Genomic DNA, 19,188 nt, shown 5'->3' on the forward strand with positions numbered 1-19,188 from the left:
CCGCCGGTCAAGAGTGCGGTGCGAACCGCCCGGGAAAGCCGGTGGGAAGCGGCTCAGGAGGCCGACGGCGACTCCGGCCCCGCCGCGCCGGGCGGGGCCATACGGGCGGACAGGGCCCCGTTGAAGCGCGTGAGGAGCGTGCAGAACGCCTCGCGCTCCTCCGGTGCCCAGTCGTGGGTCAGTTCGGCCATGAGCTGACGCCGGGAGGAGCGGACCTCCTCCAGCCGCGACTCGCCGCGCGGGGAGAGCTGGAGCACGACCGCGCGGCCGTCCTCCGGGTGCGAGGTCCGCTTCACGAGCCCGGTGTCGACGAGCGGGGCCACCTGCCGGGTGACCGTCGAGGAATCGATGCCCATGCTCGCGGCGAGCGCCTTCACGCCCATCGGGCCCTCTTTGTCGAGGCGGTTGAGGAGCAGGTAGGCGGCGCGGTCCATGGAGTTGCGCACCTGCCCGACACCGCCGAGCCGGGTCTGTTCGGCACGACGGGCGAAGAGCGCCACCTCGTGCTGGAGCGTCTCGAGAAGACCGGTGTCACCGGCAGTCGTCATGTCCATCGACATTTCAGGTGCTGTGGGCATGGCCGGGGGCTCACTTCGTGGAGGGCTGCTGATTGGGGGACAGGGTACGCGGCCGGGCGGCGAGGCGTGCCGGCGCTGCGCAAAGCGGGCGGGTCTCGGAGGTTGGTCACAACGGCCCCCGGCGCCCGCGAACTGCGATGCTGGAGACATGAGCTACAGCACGGCCGCCCTTGTCGGACCCGTCACTCTCGACGACGTGCGCGGAGCCCAGAAGATGCTCTCGGGTGTGGCGCGGGTGACGGCGATGGAGGGCAGCAGGCACCTGTCCCAGCTGGTCGGCGCGCCGGTGCACCTCAAGTGCGAGAACCTCCAGCGGACGGGTTCGTTCAAGCTGCGCGGCGCCTACGTCCGTATCGCCGGGCTGCTGCCCGAGCAGCGGGCCGCCGGTGTGGTCGCGGCCAGCGCGGGCAACCACGCGCAGGGCGTGGCGCTGGCGTCGTCGCTGCTCGGGGTGCGTTCGACGGTGTTCATGCCGAAGGGCGCCCCGCTGCCCAAGATCAGCGCGACCCGCGACTACGGCGCGGAGGTGCGGCTGCACGGCCAGGTGGTCGACGAGACGCTGGCCGCGGCGCAGGAGTACGCGGAGCGGACCGGCGCGGTGTTCATCCACCCCTTCGACCACCCCGACATCATCGCGGGGCAGGGCACGGTCGGGCTCGAGATCCTGGAGCAGTGCCCCGAGGTGCGGACCGTCGTGGTCGGCATCGGCGGGGGAGGGCTGGTGGCCGGGATCGCGGTCGCGGTGAAGGCGCTGCGGCCGGACGTGCGCATCGTGGGCGTGCAGGCCGAGGGCGCTGCGGCGTACCCGCCCTCGCTGGCCGCGGGCCGCCCGGTGGCCGTGGAGAATCCGTCGACGATGGCCGACGGCATCAGGGTGGGACGGCCCGGTGACGTGCCGTTCGGGATCGTCGGCGACCTGGTGGACGAGGTCCGCACGGTCTCCGAGGACGAGCTGTCCACCGCGCTGCTGCTGTGCCTGGAGCGGGCCAAGCTGGTCGTCGAGCCGGCCGGGGCGAGCCCGGTGGCGGCACTGCTGAGCGAGCCCGGCGCCTTCGCGGGGCCGGTGGTGGCGGTGCTGTCCGGCGGCAACGTGGACCCGGTGCTGATGCAGGGCGTGCTGCGGCACGGCATGGCCGCGCAGGGCCGCTACCTGGCGGTCCGGCTGCGCCTGACGGACCGGCCCGGTGCCCTCGCCACACTGCTCGGGGTGCTGTCGGTGGTGGACGCCAACGTCCTCGACGTGAGCCACGTCCGGACCGATCCGCGGCTCGGGCTCACGGAGGCCGAGGTCGAGCTGCACCTGGAGACGAAGGGGCCGGAGCACTGTGCCGAGGTCGGCCGGGCGCTGCGGGAGGCGGGGTACCCCGTCATCGGCTGACCGCCGTCGGGCTCACCGTCGCAGGCTGACCGGCATCACCTGATCCGCCATCGCCACCACCATCGCCACCGCCACCGCGTCACTCGTTCGGGTAACCGCATTGTGGAACGCGATACATCGCGTTACTGTGTGTCGTAAATCGCTCGCTGAGCGGAGCGAAACGTACAAACCTAGGCTTTCCGAAGTATCCCCGAAGACGTGGAGACTCATATGCCAGGCGCCATCTATGCCGAAGGCCTGGTGAAGACCTTCGGTGACGTAAGGGCTCTGGACGGCGTCGACCTCGACGTTCCCGAGGGCACGGTCCTGGGCCTGCTCGGGCCGAACGGCGCGGGCAAGACCACCGCCGTCCGCTGCCTCACGACCCTGCTGCGCCCCGACAGCGGCAAAGCGGTCGTCGCGGGCATCGACGTGCTCGGGCAGCCCAATGAGGTGCGGCGGTCGATCGGCCTCTCCGGCCAGTTCGCCGCCGTCGACGAATACCTGACCGGCCGGGAGAACCTCCAGATGGTCGGCCAGCTCTACCAGATGAGGGCCAGGGCCGCGAAGGCCCGGGCCGGCGAGCTGCTCGAACAGTTCCACCTCGCGGACGCCGCCGACCGCCCGACGAAGACCTACTCGGGAGGCATGCGCCGCCGGCTCGACCTGGCGGCCGCCCTGGTCGTCTCCCCGCCCGTCATGTTCATGGACGAACCGACGACCGGCCTCGACCCGCGCAACCGGCAGGAGCTGTGGGAGGTCATCAAGCAGCTGGTCGCCGGCGGCACGACCCTGCTGCTGACCACGCAGTACCTGGAGGAGGCCGACCACCTCGCGCACGACATCGCGGTCGTCGACCACGGCCGCGTCATCGCCCGGGGCACCTCCGACCAGCTCAAGGCCCGCACCGGTGGAGAGCGCGTCGAGGTCGTGGTCCACGAACGCGACCACATGAGGGAGGCCGCCGAGGTGCTCGCCGGGTTCGGCAAGGGGCCGACCACCGTGGAGGAGCACACCCGCAAGCTGACCGTCCCCGTCACCGGCGGTGCGAAGCTGCTCGCCGAGGTCATCCGCGAACTCGACACCCGCGGCATCGAGATCGACGACATCGGCCTGCGCCGCCCCACTCTCGACGACGTCTTCCTCTCCCTCACCGGCCACATGGCCGAGGCCGAGGCCGAGGCGAACGGCCGGGCGGCGGGCGCCGGCCACCAGCAGGAGAAGGAGGAGGCCAAGTGAGCGCCGACACCGATGCCACGCGGGTCGCGGCGCCCGCCAACCCCGTGGGCCAGTCCCTCCGCGACTCCCTGGTCATCGCCCGCAGGAACCTGATCCGGATGACCAGGATTCCCGAGATGGTCCTGTTCGGGGTCATCCAGCCGGTGATGTTCGTGGTCCTCTTCACCTACGTCTTCGGCGGCTCGATGAAGATCGGGAACACCACCGACCCGGACGTCTACAAGGCCTTCCTGATGGCGGGCATCTTCGCGCAGACCGTCACGTTCGCCACCGCGGGATCGGCGGCCGGTATCGCCGACGACATGCAGAAGGGGCTCGTCGACCGCTTCCGTTCCCTGCCGATGGCCCGCGGTGCGGTGCTGACCGGCCGCACCGTCGCCGATCTCGCGCAGACGGCCATCACGCTGCTCGTCCTCGCGATCGTCGCGCTGATCGTGGGCTGGCGCACCGGCTCCGCGGAACCGACCAACACCGGGAAGATCCTGGCCGGCTTCGGCCTGCTGCTTCTCCTGGGATACGCCTTCACCTGGATCGGTGCGCTGATCGGCCTCTCCGTGCGCACCCCGGAGGCGGCGACCTCCGGCGGGATCATCTGGCTGTTCCCGGTGACGTTCGTCTCGAACGCCTTCGTGGACTCCAGCCAGATGACCCCGTGGCTCCGGCACATCGCCGAGTGGAACCCGTTCAGCGCCACGGTGCAGGCCTGCCGCGAGCTGTTCGGCAATCCGGGCGTCGTGCAGTCCGACGCCTGGCCCATGCAGCATCCCGTCTGGGCCTCGGTGATCTGGTCCGTCCTGATCATCGTGGTCTTCCGGACCCTGGCGGTGCGCAAGTACCGCTCGGCCGCCACATGACGACGCGGCCCCCGGCGTCACCGGGATTCACCGGGACGCCGGGGGCTCGTCGACAACAGGCGGCCGGGTGCACCACCGGCCGGGGGAGGGAGCCTGGTCAGCCGTTGTAGGGCTCGGCCTTGAGGATCTTCACGGAAGCCGGCTTGCCGTTGGGCAGCTCGTACTGCGCGTCCTCGCCGACCTTGTGGCCCATGACGCCCGAGCCCAGCGGCGACTGCGGAGAGTACGTCTCGATGTCCGAGCTCGCGTACTCGCGCGAGGCGAGCAGGAAGGTCAGCGTGTCGTCCTCGTCACCGTCGAAGGCGATCGTTACGACCATGCCGGGCGCCACCGCGCCGTCCGCGGCCGGAGCCTCACCGACCTTGGCACTCTCGAGCAGCTGGGTCAGCTGGCGCACGCGGAGCTCCTGCTTGCCCTGCTCCTCCTTCGCCGCGTGGTACCCGCCGTTCTCACGCAGGTCCCCCTCCTCACGGGCCGCGGCGATCTTGGCAGAGATCTCGGTGCGCGCAGGACCAGTAAGGTATTCAAGCTCCTCCTTGAGCTTGTTGTACGCCTCCTGGGTCAGCCAGGTGACGTTCTCGCTGGTCTGGGTCACGGGTGCTCCTCGTTGGTGCTGGGAATACAAATCAACGCCCTACCCAGAAGGATGTTCCTTCACGGAAGGGCGAAACCACGAGCCTAACAATTCAGGGGCCAAAGGGGGAGGACATAAGCCACCAGATTCATGTCCTCGCAGGTCAGCACGGACGTTTTCGCGCCGGCGGGGCTTCGCGAAGTCAGTCGGCGTGGCAGCCGAGCAGCTCGGCCGTCGTACCCGGGGCCTTCGTGCGCAGGGTGACGACCTCGTCGATGCGCGTGGAGTCGCCGCCGAAGCGGAAGTCCGCCCGGCCCACCTCGTCGCCGTCCTCCGCCTGGGAGCGCACCGTGCAGTAGCCGACGGCACCGGCGTCCTTGCGGACCTCCAGGTGCACCTGCACCGAGTCCTCGGCGAGTTCGAACCCGATCAACTCGCCGCTGATCTTGTTCTGGCCGACGTAGTGGTAGCCGAACCAGCCGATCACCGCGAGCAGGACGGCGCCGAGCACGGCGCCGACGATCTTGAGCGTGCGGTCGGCCCGTTCGTCCGACGAGCGGCCGTACCGGCTCTCGGGCGTCTGCGTGCTCGCCGTACTCATGATCGTCCTCCCGGCAGGAGCCGCTCTTCCCGGGCTCCGGAATTATTCGCCCCCCGATTCGGTCACTATAGAAGCCTCCCACCCGTCACCCGACCGCCGCCCCTCGACGACGCCCCTGTGGGGCGGCACCTATTGGATTGCGCCGATGCACACAGGGCGCCGACCGACTTGAGGATTGAGTCTTGACTGACCAGCTGCGACTGATGGCCGTCCACGCACACCCCGACGACGAGTCGAGCAAGGGCGCGGCCACCATGGCGAAGTACGTGTCCGAGGGGGTGGACGTGCTGGTGGTGACCTGCACGGGCGGGGAACGCGGTTCCATCCTCAACCCGAAGCTCCAGGGTGACGCGTACATCGAGGAGAACATCCACGAGGTGCGCAAGAAGGAGATGGACGAGGCCCGGGAGATCCTGGGCGTCGGGCAGGAGTGGCTCGGCTTCGTCGACTCCGGCCTGCCCGAGGGCGACCCGCTGCCCCCGCTGCCGGAGGGCTGCTTCGCCCTGGAGGACGTCGACAAGGCGGCCGGCGAGCTGGTGCGGAAGATCCGCTCCTTCCGCCCCCAGGTGATCACCACCTACGACGAGAACGGCGGATACCCGCACCCCGACCACATCATGACCCACAAGATCACGATGGTGGCCTTCGAGGGCGCGGCCGACACCGAGAAGTACCCGGAGGCCGAGTACGGAACGGCGTACCAGCCGCTGAAGGTCTACTACAACCAGGGCTTCAACCGCCCCCGCACCGAGGCGCTGCACAACGCGCTGCTGGAGCGCGGCCTGGAGTCGCCCTACGAGGACTGGCTCAAGCGCTGGTCGGAGTTCGAGCGCAAGGAGCGCGTCCTCACCACGCACGTGCCCTGCGCCGACTTCTTCGAGATCCGCGACAAGGCGCTGATCGCCCACGCCACGCAGATCGACCCCGACGGCGGCTGGTTCCGCGTTCCGATGGACGTCCAGAAGGAGGTCTGGCCCACCGAGGAGTACGAGCTCGCCAAGTCCCTCGTGGACACCTCCCTCCCCGAGGACGACCTCTTCGCGGGCATCCGGGACAATGCCTGACATGAGTGCAAGCGCAAGCCTGGCAATGACGCACCTCGTCACTCTCGCCGAGCTCGACGAGGACAAGGTCACCCCCGGTGTCCTCGGGTTCATCGTCTTCGCGGTGATGGCCCTGGCGGTGTGGGGTCTGATGCGGTCCATGAGCCGGCACATGGGCAAGGTCGACTTCAAGGAGGCCCCGGAGCCGGAGGCGGAGGCCTCCGGCCGGGTCGAGCCGCAGAAGGGGTGACGCCGGGCCCCCGGCGGCGGACCGGAGGCGGGGGAGTGCGACCCGGTGCGGTCGCACGCCCCCACTCCCCGCCGTGCTCGGGCGGTGGCCCCGCCGGACCCCCACCGCCCGCCCGTGCCGCCCCGGGGTGTCCTACGTCGCCGTCACCGCCACCCCCATGACCTCCCGGGCCTGACGGTCCGGGACCATGCCCAGGCGCCAGGCCTGCCAGCCGGACTCCAGCTGGACGCCCCGTTCCAGGAGCAGCCGGTACGCCCGCACGTAGCCGTCCAGCTTGGCGTCCCGTGCCGGATGGGGGGCGCGGGACAGCTGGGCCAGTTCCTCCTGGGCCACCGCCGTACCGACCTCCACGCCCCCGGGGGCCGCGTACGGCAGCAGCGTGCAGCGCAGGAAACGGGCCCAGTCCTCGCCCCGCCGGTCGCCGTACGCCGCGAACAGCTCGGCCGCCTCGTCGCACAGCGTCAGCGCCTGCGGCGTACGGGCGTTGCCCCCGTCCACGACCGCCAGCTCCAGGCAGGTCCACGCCTCGCCGTGGCCGACGCCGATCCGCTGGAAGTCGGCGCGGGCGTCGACCAGGAGCTGCCGGGCGAAGCCGGAGTTCCGCAGCGAGCCCGTCTGGGCGGCACGCTGGTCGCGGGTGACCCGCGCAGAGTGGTGCCGGGCACAGGCCAGACCGTACGCGTCCCGCATCCGCGAGAACATCGTGCGGGAGCGTTCCAGCGCACGCACCGACTGGTCCAGGGCGCCCGTCTCCTCCAGCGCCTGGCCCAGGTAGTAGAAACTCCACGCCTTGCCGCGCGCGTCCTCGTTCTCCCGGTGCCGGGCCGCCGCCCGCCGCAGCTCCTCCACCGCCACGGACACGTCCCCGTCCACCAGCCGGGCCCGCGCCAGCTGGGTCAGCGCCCAGGCCTCGCCACGGGCGTCCTGGGTGCGGCCGTACAGCTCCAGGGCGGTGCGCAGGTCCGCCTCCGCACGCGGTACGTCGCCCATGCGCAGGTGCAGCTGGCCGAGCTGGAAGTGTGCCCACGCCTGGCCGTGCACCGACTCGCCCGCGCGGTGCAGCACCAGTGACTCGGTGAGCAGCTCCAGGGCCTCCGCCAGCCGGGCCCGGTCCCGCTGCACCGCCGCCAGCGCGTGCAGCGTCCACGCCCGGTCCGTGGCCAGCTCGGGCGGGGCCTGGAGGTCCAGCGCCTCCCGCAGCTTCGCCGCCGCCTCCGTCAGATTGCCCTGGTGGTGCAGCGTGATGCCCAGCGAGCACAGGGCACGGGCCGCCCCCGCGTCGTGGTGGGCCTCCATGTACAGGTCGACGACGGAGGTGAGCGTCGTGCGCGCCTTGTCCAGCTCGCCCAGCTGCCGGGCCGCGATACCGGTACGCCACTGCACGGACCGCACCAGCAGCCCCTGGTCCACGGACTGCGCCAGCTCGCTGATCTCACCCAGCCGGTACAGGTCGCCGCGCAGCAGGCAGTAGTCACACAGCGCGCCCAGCAGGTTCAGCACCGCGCCCTGGTCGACGCCCTCCGCGTGCCGGAGCGCCGCCGTGATGAAGCTGGACTCGTCGTCCAGCCAGCGCAGCGCCTCGTCCAGGGAGGTGAAGCCGTACTGCCCGAAGCGGTCCGAGCGGGTCGACATGTTGCCGTCGACCAGGCGCAGCACCGAGTCGGCCAGCTCGGCGTAGTTCGCGATCAGCCGTTCCTGCGCCGCCGTCCGCTCGCCCGGATCCTCCTCGTCGGCGAGCCGGGACCGGGCGAAGGCACGCACCACGTCGTGCAGCCGGTAGCGGCTGCCCCGGACGCGGTCGAGCAGGCCGGCCCGCGACAGGGCCGCCAGCTGCCGCGCCGCCTCGGTCTCGTCCGTGGCCAGCAGCGCGGCGGCGGCCGGGGCGCCCAGCGAGGTGCGGCCCGCGAGCGCCAGCCGGCGCAGCAGCCGCCGGGCCGGCTCCGGCTGGTCGGTGTAGCGCAGCCACAGCGCCCGTTCGACGGGGTCCACGGGCCCGTACGCGGCCAGGTCGGTGGCCAGGGCGCGCGGCGAGCGCGGGCCCAGCGACGACCCCGCGACGCGCAGCGCCAGCGGCAGCCCGCCGCACAGCTGCCGGATCCGGTCGGCGGACTCGGCGTCGTACGGCCCCGACGCGTCCTGTGCGGCGGCGCCGAGCAGTTCCTCCGCGCCCGCCGCGTCCAGCGCCTCGACCGGCAGGTCGTACACCCGCGCGGGAAGGTCGGCCGGCAGTTGCAGCGCTTTCCGCGCGGTGATCAGCACCAGGCTGTCCGACCGCTCCGGCACCAGCGCGCGCACCTGGTCGGCGTCCGCGGCGTCGTCCAGGACGACGGTGACCGGCACGTCGGCCAGGTGCTGGCGGTACAGCTCGCTGAGCCGCTTGACCTGCTGGTCCGCCGAGGACCGCTCGCGGAACAGCAACTGCTCGCGGGGCGCCCCGAGCCGGTTCAGCAGGTGCAGCAGGGCTTCCCGGGTACTCAGCGGAGCCTCGCCGCCCGACGCGGGGCCGCCCTCGCGCGCACCGGTACCGTCCCCGTGCGCACCGGCACCGTCCCCGCGCAGGTCGACCACGCACGCCCCGCGGAAGTAGTCCCGCAGCTCGTGGGCGGCCCGGACCGCGAGCGTCGTACGGCCGCTGCCGGGCGCCCCGTGCAGCACCACCACCGTCGGCTTCGTCTCCGTGCTCGCGCGGGCCGCCTGCACCCACTGCCGCAGCCGCGCCATCTCCTGACGCCGGCCCGCGAAGGTGCCCTCCGGCTCCGGGAGCTGCGCGAACGACTGCTCCAGCGCGCTGCGCCCCCGGGCCGCGGCACTCTTGTCGGCGCCCCGCAGCTTCGGCCCGGCCGCCGCCTTCTTCGGCCCGGTGGACGCGGCGAGCATCCGCTGCTGGTCCAGGAACGGCCGGATGCCGCGCACCTCCAGCGCCGTCAGCCACTGCAACCGCAACTGCTCGGGCCCGCCGGGCTGGCTCACGGCCCCGGCCCGGTGATGGGCGGCCGGCACATGGGAGCCGACCACCTTCACCACGGTCGCCGCGGCGCCGACGACCCCGACGGTCACTCCCGCGCCCACGGCGGTACCCGCGCCGGTGCCGAGCGCCATGTCGGCCACCACCGCGGCGACCGCCGCCACGGCCGCCACCAGCAGGGGAGTGCCGGCGCCCTCCCGGGCGTAGCGCTGCCGGAAGGTGAGCTGTCCGGCCGCCGCCTCGTCGAGGGCGCGGGTGTAGGCCTCGTACTCCTCGGCGGCCGTCCCGGCCATCGCGTCCAGCGACCCGCGCGCCCGGGACAGCAGCACGTTCCCGTCCGTGCGCCCGCCCGAACGCCGCACCTCCTCCTCCACGGCCCGCCTCAGTAACCGCTCGGCCTCCGACCGATGACTGTCCCGCATGTCGCGCCCCCTCCGGCGGCATCGGTGTCGCCCGGGTGTCCCCCCGACCTCGCTGGGACTCCCCCGGCCCTCCCCGGGTCCTTCCCCGGTTGTCCGCCGGTCAAGTGTCCTGCGACGGGGAGACCCTGGGGAGGGGTCGGCGGGCGCCACGACGGTGTGCCGTCCGGGGACGCGCGGGTACTGGGGCAGGATGGACACCATGCCGAACCGACTGGCGCACGAGACGTCCCCCTATCTCCTTCAGCACGCCGACAACCCCGTCGACTGGTGGCCCTGGTCGGACGAGGCCTTCGAGGAGGCGCGGCGGCGGGACGTGCCGGTGCTGCTCAGCGTCGGCTACAGCAGCTGCCACTGGTGCCACGTGATGGCGCACGAGTCGTTCGAGGACGGGCCCACGGCCGAGTTCCTGAACTCGCACTTCGTTAGCGTCAAGGTCGACCGCGAGGAGCGCCCCGACGTCGACGCCGTCTACATGGAGGCCGTGCAGGCGGCGACCGGGCAGGGCGGCTGGCCCATGACCGTGTTCCTGACGCCGGACGCGGAGCCCTTCTACTTCGGCACCTACTACCCGCCCGAGCCCCGGCACGGCATGCCGTCCTTCCGGCAGGTGCTCCAGGGCGTCCACCAGGCGTGGGCGGAGCGGCGGGACGAGGTCACCGAGGTCGCGGGGAAGATCGTGCGGGACCTCGCCGGGCGGGAGATCTCCTACGGCGACGCCCGGCCGCCCGGGGAGGCGGAGCTCGGACAGGCACTGCTCGGGCTCACCCGGGAGTACGACCCGCAGCGCGGCGGGTTCGGCGGGGCGCCGAAGTTCCCGCCGTCCATGGTGGTCGAGTTCCTGCTGCGCCACCACGCCCGCACCGGCGCCGACGGCGCGCTGGAGATGGCGCGCGACACCTGCGAGCGGATGGCGCGCGGCGGCATCTACGACCAGCTGGGCGGCGGCTTCGCCCGCTACTCCGTCGACCGCGAGTGGGTCGTGCCGCACTTCGAGAAGATGCTCTACGACAACGCCCTGCTGTGCCGCGTCTACGCCCACCTGTGGCGTTCCACCGGCTCGGACCTCGCCCGCCGGGTCGCGCTGGAGACCGCCGACTTCATGGTGCGCGAACTGCGCACCGCCGAGGGCGGCTTCGCCTCCGCGCTGGACGCGGACAGCGACGACGGCATGGGGAAGCACGTCGAGGGCGCCTACTACGTGTGGACGCCCGCGCAGCTCACCGAGGTCCTCGGCGCCGACGACGCCGCACTCGCCGCCCGGTACTTCGGGGTGACCGAGGAGGGCACCTTCGAGCACGGCTCCTCCGTGCTGCAACTCCCGCAGCAGGAGGGCGTGTTCGACGCCGAGCGGATCGCCTCGGTCAGGAGGCGGCTGCTGGCCGCCCGCGACGGCCGTCCCGCCCCGGGCCGGGACGACAAGGTGGTCGCCGCCTGGAACGGGCTCGCGATCGCCGCGCTCGCCGAGACGGGCGCCTACTTCGAGCGCCCCGACCTGGTGGAGGCCGCCGTCGCCGCCGCCGACCTGCTCGTGCGGCTGCACCTCGACGAGCAGGCCCGGCTCTGCCGCACCAGCAAGGACGGCCGGGCGGGGGCCCACGCCGGGGTGCTGGAGGACTACGCCGACGTGGCGGAGGGCTTCCTCGCGCTCGCGTCGGTCACCGGGGAGGGTGTCTGGCTGGACTTCGCCGGGCTGCTCCTCGACCACGTCCTCACCCGCTTCACCGACGACTCCGGTTCCCTCTACGACACCGCGGCCGACGCCGAGCAGCTGATCCGCCGCCCGCAGGACCCCACCGACAACGCCACCCCGTCCGGCTGGACCGCCGCCGCGAGCGCCCTGCTGTCCTACGCCGCCCACACCGGTTCCGCGCCGCACCGCACCGCCGCCGAACACGCCCTCGGCGTGGTGAAGGCGCTCGGCCCGCGGGTCCCGCGTTTCGTCGGCTGGGGGCTGGCCGCCGCCGAGGCGCTGCTCGACGGGCCGCGCGAAGTCGCCGTCGTCGGGCCCGCGCCGGATGACAGCGCCACGCAGGGCCTGCACCGTACGGCACTCCTGGGGACGGCGCCCGGTGCGGTCGTCGCCGTCGGCGCCGAGGGGAGCGACGAGTTCCCCCTGCTCGCCGGCCGGCCGCTGATGGACGCGGCACCGGCCGCGTACGTCTGCCGGAACTTCACCTGTGACGCGCCGACCACCGACCCGGAACGTCTGCGTACCGCGCTGCGTACCACCTGAACAGCCGGAACGGCAGAACCGCACGTATTCGGAACGTAACCGGCAGGCGACTGATCAGACCCGGTCCTCGTAGTGAGGAAACATGCCCTTCACTCAAACACCTTATGAGTTTCACAGGTTACCCCTAGTCTCTTCACCGTGACTCGGCGGAGCGGGCGCCCCGTCCGGGTGCTCCGCCGCGTCAGGGGGAGTTCGGAGATCTGGGGGGATCTTTCTTGCTTACGTCCGTCTTCATCGCTGCCGTTTCACTGGCGCTCTTCTGGATGGCGGCGTTCACGCTGTGGTGGCAGATGCACGCCTGGCGCACGCCGGAAGTACTCGCCTCCACCCGGTTCAGCCCGCCCGACGGCGACGAGCACGTCTCGTTCTCGCTGCTCGTGCCCGCGCGGCACGAGCAGGCCGTGCTCGACCACACCATCCAGCGGCTGCTGACCTCGTCCCACACCGACTTCGAGATCATCGTGATCGTCGGACACGACGACCCGGAGACCACCGCCGTCGCCGAGAAGGCCGCCGGCGCCGATCCGCGGGTGCGGGTCGTCGTCGACACCCACGAGAAGAAGAACAAGCCGAGGGCGATGAACACGGCGCTGCCGCACTGCCGCGGTGACGTCGTCGGGGTCTTCGACGCCGAGGACCAGGTCCATCCCGAACTGCTCGCCCACGTCGACCACGCCTTCCGCACCACCGGCGCCGACGTCGTGCAGGGCGGCGTCCAGCTGATCAACTTCCACTCCAGCTGGTACAGCCTGCGCAACTGCCTGGAGTACTTCTTCTGGTTCCGCTCCCGGCTGCACCTGCACGCGCAGAAGGGGTTCATCCCGCTCGGCGGCAACACCGTCTTCGTGCGCACCGACGTGCTGCGGGCGGCCGGCGGCTGGGACCCGGACTGCCTGGCGGAGGACTGCGACCTCGGCGTCCGGCTCTCCAGCACCGGCAAGAAGGTCGTCGTCGCCTACGACTCCGACATGGTCACCCGGGAGGAGACGCCCGGCACGCTGGTGTCCCTGCTCAAGCAGCGCACCCGCTGGAACCAGGGCTTCCTCCAGGTGTACCGGAAGAAGGACTGGACCCAGCTGCCCACCTTCAGCCAGCGGCTGCTGGCCCGCTACACCCTGATGACGCCCTTCCTGCAGGCCTTCACCGGTGTGATCATCCCGCTCAACGCGGCCGTCGCGCTCTTCCTGGACGTGCCCGTCGGCATCGCCTTCGTCACCTTCCTGCCGGCCGTCACCGCCCTGGTCACCTTCGTCTTCGAGGTCGTCGGCCTGCACGACTTCGGCAAGCAGTACGGCCTGCGGATCCGCTTCACGCACTACCTGAAGCTGATCGTCGGCGGCCCCTTCTACCAGGTCCTCCTCGCCGGGGCCGCCGTCCGCGCCGTATGGCGTGAGCAGCGCGGCCGCAACGACTGGGAGCTGACCAGCCACGTGGGCGCCCACCTCGCACCCGCGGACCGAGAGGACGTTCCCGCGTGACCTCCACCCTCCCCGCGGCGGCCGGCACCACGGTCCCCGCGCAGCGGCAGCCTGCCCACGACACCGGCCCGGCCACCGGCACGAAGGCGCCACCGGGCCGCCTGCGCTCCTCGCGCCCCGACCTCCTGCTGTGCGGCACGCTGCTCGTGGCGATCATGCTCGTCCAGGGCTGGAACATCTCCGCCTACCCGACCCTCAGCGACGACGAGGGCACCTACCTCGCCCAGGCCTGGGCCGTCCAGCAGGGCGAGGGCCTCGCCCACTACACCTACTGGTACGACCACCCGCCGCTCGGCTGGATCCAGATAGCCGTGCTGACCTGGATACCCGCGCTGGTCAGCCCCGAGTCGATGACCGTCGGCGCCATGCGCGGCGTGATGCTGACCGTCAGCGCCGTCTCCGCCGTCCTCGTCTACGTCATCGCCCGCCGGCTGTCCCTGCCACGCTGGGCGGCCGGACTCGCCATGGCCCTCTTCGGGCTCTCCCCGCTGTCGGTGGTGCTCCAGCGGGAGATCTTCCTCGACAACCTCGCGGTGATGTGGACCCTGCTGGCGTTCGCGCTCGCCGCCTCCCCGAGCCGCCACCTGTGGCACCACTTCGGCGCGGGCATCGCCGCCGCCACGGCCGTGCTCACCAAGGAGACGATGCTCGTCGTCCTGCCCGCCGTGCTGGTCACCATGTGGCGGCACAGCCACAAGGACACCCGCAAGTTCGCGGTGACCGGCGCCGTCACGGCCTGCGCGCTGATCGGCTTCTCCTACCCCCTGTTCGCCCTGCTCAAGGGCGAACTGCTGCCGGGCGGCGGGCACGTCTCGCTGTGGGAGGGCATCGAGTACCAGCTGACCCGGCCCGGCTCCGGCTTCATCCTCGACGAGGGCTCCGGCTCGTGGGGCGTCCTCCAGTCCTGGCTGTACTACGACCGGGTCCTGCCGCTCGGCGGCCTCGCCGGGGCGCTGCTCCTGCTGGCCACCTGGCGCTGGTCGGTCACCGCGCGGTCCCTGGCCGGACCGGCCCTGACGGTGGCGATCCTCGCCACCCTCGCCCTGCGCCCGAGCGGCTACCTGCCCGCGATGTACGTCATCCAGGCCCTGCCCTTCCTCGCCCTGGTGCTGGCCGGCGGCGCCGCGAGCGTCGCCCACGCCGTGCTGCGCAGATGGCGCACGGAGGCCGAGCAACGGGGGATCACCCTCGCCCGGTACGCGCTCGCCGGCGTCCTGGTGCTCGCCGCGGGCGCCTACGTCGTGCCCCGCTGGTACGACGGCGACCGCACCGCCGTCACCGCCGACGCCAACGCCCCCTACGAGGCCGCCGCCGACTGGCTGGCGAGCGAGGTGCCGAACCCGCAGGACACCCGCGTCCTCGTCGACGACGCGCTCTGGCTGGACCTGGTGCACGCCGGGTACGAACCCGGGCTCGGGGTCATCTGGTTCTACAAGGCGGATCTCGACCCGGCGGTGACGAAGACGATGCCGGGCGGCTGGCGCGACATCGACTACGTGGTCGCCTCCCCGACGGTGCGGCGCGACGCGGTCGACCTGCCCAACGTCAAGGCGGCCATGAACCACTCGGCTCCGGTAGCCGTCTTCGGCACCGGTGCGGACCGTATCGAGATCCGCCGCGTCCAGCCTTCCGGAGCCGCCCGATGAGCCACGAGTCGACCGTCCCCGACGAGCTGGGACATCCGGCCGTACGCGCCTCGGAGGTGCCCGAGCCGGGTGCCGTCACCATCGTCGTACCGACCTTCAACGAGTCGGGGAACGTACGGCGGCTGCTGCGGCTGATCACCGAGTCCGTGCCGGCCCGGCTGCCCTGCGAGGTCGTCTTCGTGGACGACTCCACCGACGACACCCCGGACGTCATCCGCGCGGCGGCGCCGGACTGCCCCTTCCCGGTCACCGTCCTGCACCGCGAGGAGCCGGCCGGCGGGCTGGGCGGCGCGGTCGTCGAGGGCATGAAGGCGGCCGGTTCGGACTGGATCGTCGTCATGGACGGCGACTGCCAGCACCCGCCGTCCCTCGTGCCGGAGCTGGTGGCGACCGGCGAGCGGGCGAACGCCGGACTCGTCGTCGCCTCCCGCTACATCAAGGGCGGCAGCCGCGCCGGGCTCGCGGGCAGCTACCGGATCGCCGTCTCCCGCGCGGCGACCTGGCTCACCAAGGCGCTCTTCCCGCGCCGCCTGCACGGCATCAGCGACCCGATGAGCGGCTTCTTCGCCATCCGCCGCAGCGAGGTCACCGCCGACGTGCTCAAGCCGCTGGGCTACAAGATCCTCCTGGAACTCGCCGTCCGCGGCCGCCCGCAGACGGTCACCGAGGTGCCGTTCGTCTTCGAGGAGCGCTTCGCCGGGGAGTCCAAGTCGACGGCGCGGGAGGGGCTGCGCTTCCTGCGCCACCTGGCCGGGCTGCGCACCGCCTCGCCGCTGGCCCGCATGGTCGTGTTCGGGCTGATCGGGCTGAGCGGCTTCGTGCCGAACCTGGCCGCGCTGTGGGCGCTGACCGAGGCGGGCGTGCACTACCTGCCCGCCGAGATCGCCGCCAACCAGTTCGGTGTGGCCTGGAACTTCCTGCTGCTGGAGCGGCTGCTCTTCCGCGACCGGCGCAGGCACCGGCACTGGGCCGACCGGACCCTCAGGTTCGTGCTGATCGCCAACGCCGACCTGGTGCTGCGCATCCCGCTGATCGCCCTGCTCGTCGGGGAGTTCGGGCTGGCCGTGCTGCCGGCCACCGCCCTGGCCCTCGTCATCACCTTCGTCCTGCGCTTCGCCGGGACCGAAGCGCTCGTGTACCTCCCGCGCCGCCGCAAGGCCGGCACAGCAAGGAGTGAGGCATGAGAAGAAGAACCCGAAGGAGAACCTCCGCCCTCCTGGCGGTGTCCGCCCTCACCGGCGGGCTCCTCCTCACCGCACCGCAGCCCGCGTCGGCCGCCAACCTCGTCAAGAACCCCGGCTTCGAGACCGCCGGCACCGGCGGCATGCCGTACTGCTGGGAGAAGTCCGGCTGGGGCGACAACGACTTCAGCTACGAGACCGTCGCCGACGCCCACTCCGGCGACCGGGCCATGAAGGTCGAGCTGACCCGCCGGACCGACGGCGACCGCAAGGCCCTGATCACCGAGTCCGCCGAGTGCGCGCCGGTGGTGACGGCGGGCAGGCAGTACGACCTGTCGCTCTGGTACAAGACCACCACCCCGGACGCCTCCCTCACCCTCTTCCGGCACGACGCCACCGCGGGCTGGCAGTACTGGACCGACCTGAAGACCCTGGACCTGGCCGCCGACTGGACCGAGGCGAGCGTCCGCACCCCCGAGGTCCCGGCCGGCACCGACCGCATCAGCTGGGGCGTCTCCGTCTACGGCACCGGCTCGGCGACCACCGACGACTACACGATGGAGCAGGTCGCCGACCCGGTCCCGGAGCCCGGGTGCACGGGCACCGCCGAGGAGTGCGCCAACGGGCGCTGGGACGTGCTGCCCACGCGGAACCCGGTCCGCTCCATGCACTCCGTCGTGCTCCACAACGGCAAGGTGCTGCTGATCGCGGGCTCCGGCAACGACCCGGAGATGTTCGAGGCGGGCACCTTCACCTCGGCCGTGTACGACCCGCAGACCGGCGACTACAGGACGATCCCGACGCCGAAGGACATGTTCTGCGCCGGGCACGTCCAGCTCAAGGACGGCCGCGTCCTCGTCATGAGCGGCAACCTGGGCTACCCCTCGGCGGACGGCACGATCGGCTACCAGGGCTACAAGGACTCGTACGTCTTCGACCCGGAGACCGAGACCTACCTCAAGACCAACGACATGAACGACGGCCACTGGTACCCGTCGGCGACGATCCTCGGCAACGGCGACGTCATCTCCTTCGGCGGCCTGCGCGAGGACTCCACCGGCTCGGTGACGGCCGAGCTGTGGTCCGACGAGCAGCAGAAGTGGCTGCCGACCTGGCAGGTCAACCAGACCTGGTCGTACTGGGGCCTGTACCCGTCGATGATCCTCATGCAGGACGGCCGGCTCTTCTACTCCGGCAGCCACGTCTTCGGCGACAACATCCCCGGCACCGGCTCGGCGATCTACGACTACGGGGCCAACACGATCACCGAGGTCCCCGGCCTCCAGCGCAAGGACGAGCGGGACCAGTCGATGAGCGTCCTGCTGCCCCCGGCGCAGGACCAGAAGGTGCTGACCGTCGGCGGCGGCAACATCGACTCCAACCCGGACGCCAACCGCCTCACCGACATCATCGACCTCAAGCAGCCCGACCCGGCGTACGTCGCCGGGCCGCCGCTCCCGCAGGGCACCGTCGACCTGGGCGACGGCCCGGTCCCGCAGACCGGCGACCAGGGCAAGATGTACGTCTCCACCGTCCTGCTGCCCGACGGCACGGTGCTGGAGACCGGCGGCGCGCTGCACAACCGGGCCGACCCGGTGTTCGAGACGTCGATCTTCGACCCGGAGACGGAGACCTTCGACCCGGTCGCCACCGACCCGGAGGCCCGCGGCTACCACTCCTCGGCGTTCCTGCTCCCCGACGGCCGGGTGATGACGACCGGCGACAACCCGGGCAACGGCTCCTGGAACCACGACGTGTCCGTCTACACCCCGCCCTACCTCTTCAAGGGCGAGCGTCCGGCGATCACCTCGGTCATCGACACCGAGTGGAACTACGGCGACACCCAGCGGATCACCGTGGACCGGCCCATCGCCAAGGCCGAGCTGATCCGCCCGGCCGCGGTCACCCACTCCTCCGACCCGAACCAGCGGTTCGTCGACCTGCCGCTGTCCGTCGACGGGAACAACGTCGACCTCAACGTCACCAGCAACCCCAATCTGGCCCCGCCCGGCTGGTACATGCTCTTCGCGGTCGACGCGGGCGGCGTGCCCTCGGTGGCGAAGTGGGTGCACCTGGACGGTCCGCGGGCGCTCAGCACCAAGGACGCCTCCGCGCACGTCCACTCCTTCGCCGACGCCCCCCAGGGCAAGGTGGCGGCGGCCGCCGAGAAGCGGGCCGCGCAGCCGGTCGGCCCCACCGTCTCCGGCTGCGACCGGCACTACGGCTCCGCCAACGTCTGTGTGCCGACCGCCTTCCCCGCCGAGGTGAAGGCGACGACGGCGGAGCGCTGCACCTGGCTGGAGGAGCACGACTACGGCCGGCTGAAGGTCAACGGCAAGGACGACCCGCTGCGCCTGGACGCGAACGGGGACGGCACCGCCTGCGGGAAGGGGGACGTCAGGCGCCGCTGAGGATCAGCCCGCCCAGCGTGAGCTGAGCACCCCACTGCAGGGCGACGGCCCCGTACCCGACCGGCCTCCACCGGGTACGGGGCCACGCGAGCGCCAGCACGCCCAGGAGGGCCGCCGCCCAGAAGCAGGCCCACAGCGCCTCGCCCGGCACGGTCGAGCACCGCTCGCCGTACGTCAGACACCGGCCGCCGCGTTCGGAGGCGAACACGGCCAGCCACGCGAGGACGACGGTCGGCAGCAGCAGGACGAGCCCGGCCACGGAGCACCCGGTCACGATGCGGGCGGTGGGCAGCGGCGGGACGGGCGCGGGCGGAGTGGTCATGCCGTCCATCACACCGCGTCGGCCGCCCCGTGTG

Annotated in this window: 15 protein-coding genes; 10 read left to right on the forward strand and 5 right to left on the reverse strand. The window is 71.9% G+C overall.

Annotation, left to right across the window (positions count from 1 at the left end):
• Window positions 1-53: 53 nt before the first annotated feature.
• Complete coding sequence (locus tag ACZ7G3_RS02365) at window positions 54-560, reverse strand: MarR family winged helix-turn-helix transcriptional regulator (RefSeq protein ID WP_426526319.1); 507 nt, start codon at window positions 558-560, stop codon at window positions 54-56.
• A gap of 166 nt (window positions 561-726) precedes the next feature.
• On the opposite strand from ACZ7G3_RS02365, the gene ilvA reads away from it, so the two are divergent.
• The 3 genes from ilvA to ACZ7G3_RS02380 all read left to right on the forward strand — a co-directional run bounded on the left by ilvA (window position 727) and on the right by ACZ7G3_RS02380 (window position 4,028).
• Window positions 727-1,956, forward strand: a complete 1,230-nt coding sequence (ilvA, locus tag ACZ7G3_RS02370) for a threonine ammonia-lyase (RefSeq protein WP_470922892.1) — start codon at window positions 727-729, stop codon at window positions 1,954-1,956.
• Between the two features lie 210 nt (window positions 1,957-2,166).
• Window positions 2,167-3,174 carry an ATP-binding cassette domain-containing protein gene (locus ACZ7G3_RS02375; RefSeq protein WP_470922893.1) on the forward strand — a complete coding sequence of 336 codons (1,008 nt, stop codon included), beginning with the start codon at window positions 2,167-2,169 and terminating at the stop codon, window positions 3,172-3,174.
• A complete protein-coding gene (locus ACZ7G3_RS02380; protein WP_426597040.1) occupies window positions 3,171-4,028 on the forward strand; it encodes an ABC transporter permease in 858 nt (285 codons plus the stop codon). The genes ACZ7G3_RS02375 and ACZ7G3_RS02380 overlap by 4 nt, the downstream gene beginning before the upstream one ends.
• Before the next feature lie 97 nt (window positions 4,029-4,125).
• Here ACZ7G3_RS02380 and greA read toward each other — a convergent pair whose 3' ends face one another.
• Window positions 4,126-4,623 carry a transcription elongation factor GreA gene (gene greA / locus ACZ7G3_RS02385; RefSeq protein WP_055418146.1) on the reverse strand — a complete coding sequence of 166 codons (498 nt, stop codon included), beginning with the start codon at window positions 4,621-4,623 and terminating at the stop codon, window positions 4,126-4,128.
• A 181-nt stretch (window positions 4,624-4,804) separates the two neighbouring features.
• The gene (locus tag ACZ7G3_RS02390) at window positions 4,805-5,203 is read right to left on the reverse strand and encodes a DUF4307 domain-containing protein (protein WP_426597039.1); all 399 of its coding nucleotides are present in this window, start codon (window positions 5,201-5,203) and stop codon (window positions 4,805-4,807) included.
• Window positions 5,204-5,406: 203 nt separating this feature from the next.
• Between ACZ7G3_RS02390 and mca the strand changes: the two genes are divergently transcribed.
• Window positions 5,407-6,267, forward strand: coding sequence for a mycothiol conjugate amidase Mca (gene mca / locus ACZ7G3_RS02395; protein WP_470923185.1), 861 nt, complete (start codon window positions 5,407-5,409; stop codon window positions 6,265-6,267).
• Window positions 6,260-6,496 (forward strand): hypothetical protein, encoded by a 237-nt coding sequence (locus ACZ7G3_RS02400; RefSeq protein WP_398134934.1) that lies wholly within the window; start codon window positions 6,260-6,262, stop codon window positions 6,494-6,496. Before mca ends, ACZ7G3_RS02400 begins: the two co-directional genes overlap by 8 nt.
• 132 nt (window positions 6,497-6,628) lie before the next feature.
• Here the strand turns inward: ACZ7G3_RS02400 and ACZ7G3_RS02405 are convergent, their stop codons facing one another.
• Window positions 6,629-9,883 carry a tetratricopeptide repeat protein gene (locus ACZ7G3_RS02405; RefSeq protein ID WP_470922894.1) on the reverse strand — a complete coding sequence of 1,085 codons (3,255 nt, stop codon included), beginning with the start codon at window positions 9,881-9,883 and terminating at the stop codon, window positions 6,629-6,631.
• A 199-nt stretch (window positions 9,884-10,082) separates the two neighbouring features.
• Between ACZ7G3_RS02405 and ACZ7G3_RS02410 the strand changes: the two genes are divergently transcribed.
• The 5 genes from ACZ7G3_RS02410 (at window position 10,083) to ACZ7G3_RS02430 (ending at window position 18,832) form a co-directional block, all read left to right on the forward strand.
• On the forward strand, window positions 10,083-12,116 hold the full coding sequence (locus ACZ7G3_RS02410) for a thioredoxin domain-containing protein (protein ID WP_470922895.1): 2,034 nt from the start codon (window positions 10,083-10,085) through the stop codon (window positions 12,114-12,116).
• Between the two features lie 215 nt (window positions 12,117-12,331).
• The gene (locus tag ACZ7G3_RS02415) at window positions 12,332-13,594 is read left to right on the forward strand and encodes a glycosyltransferase (RefSeq protein WP_426597036.1); all 1,263 of its coding nucleotides are present in this window, start codon (window positions 12,332-12,334) and stop codon (window positions 13,592-13,594) included.
• Complete coding sequence (locus ACZ7G3_RS02420) at window positions 13,591-15,240, forward strand: phospholipid carrier-dependent glycosyltransferase (protein WP_470922896.1); 1,650 nt, start codon at window positions 13,591-13,593, stop codon at window positions 15,238-15,240. Before ACZ7G3_RS02415 ends, ACZ7G3_RS02420 begins: the two co-directional genes overlap by 4 nt.
• Window positions 15,237-16,424 carry a glycosyltransferase gene (locus ACZ7G3_RS02425; protein WP_470922897.1) on the forward strand — a complete coding sequence of 396 codons (1,188 nt, stop codon included), beginning with the start codon at window positions 15,237-15,239 and terminating at the stop codon, window positions 16,422-16,424. The genes ACZ7G3_RS02420 and ACZ7G3_RS02425 overlap by 4 nt, the downstream gene beginning before the upstream one ends.
• The gene (locus ACZ7G3_RS02430; protein ID WP_470922898.1) at window positions 16,421-18,832 is read left to right on the forward strand and encodes a galactose oxidase-like domain-containing protein; all 2,412 of its coding nucleotides are present in this window, start codon (window positions 16,421-16,423) and stop codon (window positions 18,830-18,832) included. The genes ACZ7G3_RS02425 and ACZ7G3_RS02430 overlap by 4 nt, the downstream gene beginning before the upstream one ends.
• Here ACZ7G3_RS02430 and ACZ7G3_RS02435 read toward each other — a convergent pair.
• Complete coding sequence (locus ACZ7G3_RS02435; protein ID WP_426597032.1) at window positions 18,819-19,154, reverse strand: hypothetical protein; 336 nt, start codon at window positions 19,152-19,154, stop codon at window positions 18,819-18,821. The genes ACZ7G3_RS02430 and ACZ7G3_RS02435 overlap by 14 nt on opposite strands.
• Window positions 19,155-19,188 lie beyond the last annotated feature (34 nt).

Source organism: Streptomyces sp. NPDC037271 (assembly GCF_055603605.1).

Bases quoted from the DNA above. Each gene is read 5' to 3' on its own strand.
- ACZ7G3_RS02425 (WP_470922897.1), top strand. From the start codon at position 15,237: ATGAGCCACGAGTCGACCGTCCCCGACGAGCTGGGACATCCGGCCGTA.
- ACZ7G3_RS02410 (WP_470922895.1), top strand. From the start codon at position 10,083: ATGCCGAACCGACTGGCGCACGAGACGTCCCCCTATCTCCTTCAGCAC.
- ilvA (WP_470922892.1), top strand. From the start codon at position 727: ATGAGCTACAGCACGGCCGCCCTTGTCGGACCCGTCACTCTCGACGAC.
- mca (WP_470923185.1), top strand. From the start codon at position 5,407: ATGGCCGTCCACGCACACCCCGACGACGAGTCGAGCAAGGGCGCGGCC.
- ACZ7G3_RS02430 (WP_470922898.1), top strand. From the start codon at position 16,421: ATGAGAAGAAGAACCCGAAGGAGAACCTCCGCCCTCCTGGCGGTGTCC.
- ACZ7G3_RS02405 (WP_470922894.1), bottom strand. From the start codon at position 9,883: ATGCGGGACAGTCATCGGTCGGAGGCCGAGCGGTTACTGAGGCGGGCC.
- ACZ7G3_RS02400 (WP_398134934.1), top strand. From the start codon at position 6,260: ATGCCTGACATGAGTGCAAGCGCAAGCCTGGCAATGACGCACCTCGTC.
- ACZ7G3_RS02365 (WP_426526319.1), bottom strand. From the start codon at position 560: ATGTCGATGGACATGACGACTGCCGGTGACACCGGTCTTCTCGAGACG.
- ACZ7G3_RS02390 (WP_426597039.1), bottom strand. From the start codon at position 5,203: ATGAGTACGGCGAGCACGCAGACGCCCGAGAGCCGGTACGGCCGCTCG.
- ACZ7G3_RS02375 (WP_470922893.1), top strand. From the start codon at position 2,167: ATGCCAGGCGCCATCTATGCCGAAGGCCTGGTGAAGACCTTCGGTGAC.
- ACZ7G3_RS02435 (WP_426597032.1), bottom strand. From the start codon at position 19,154: ATGACCACTCCGCCCGCGCCCGTCCCGCCGCTGCCCACCGCCCGCATC.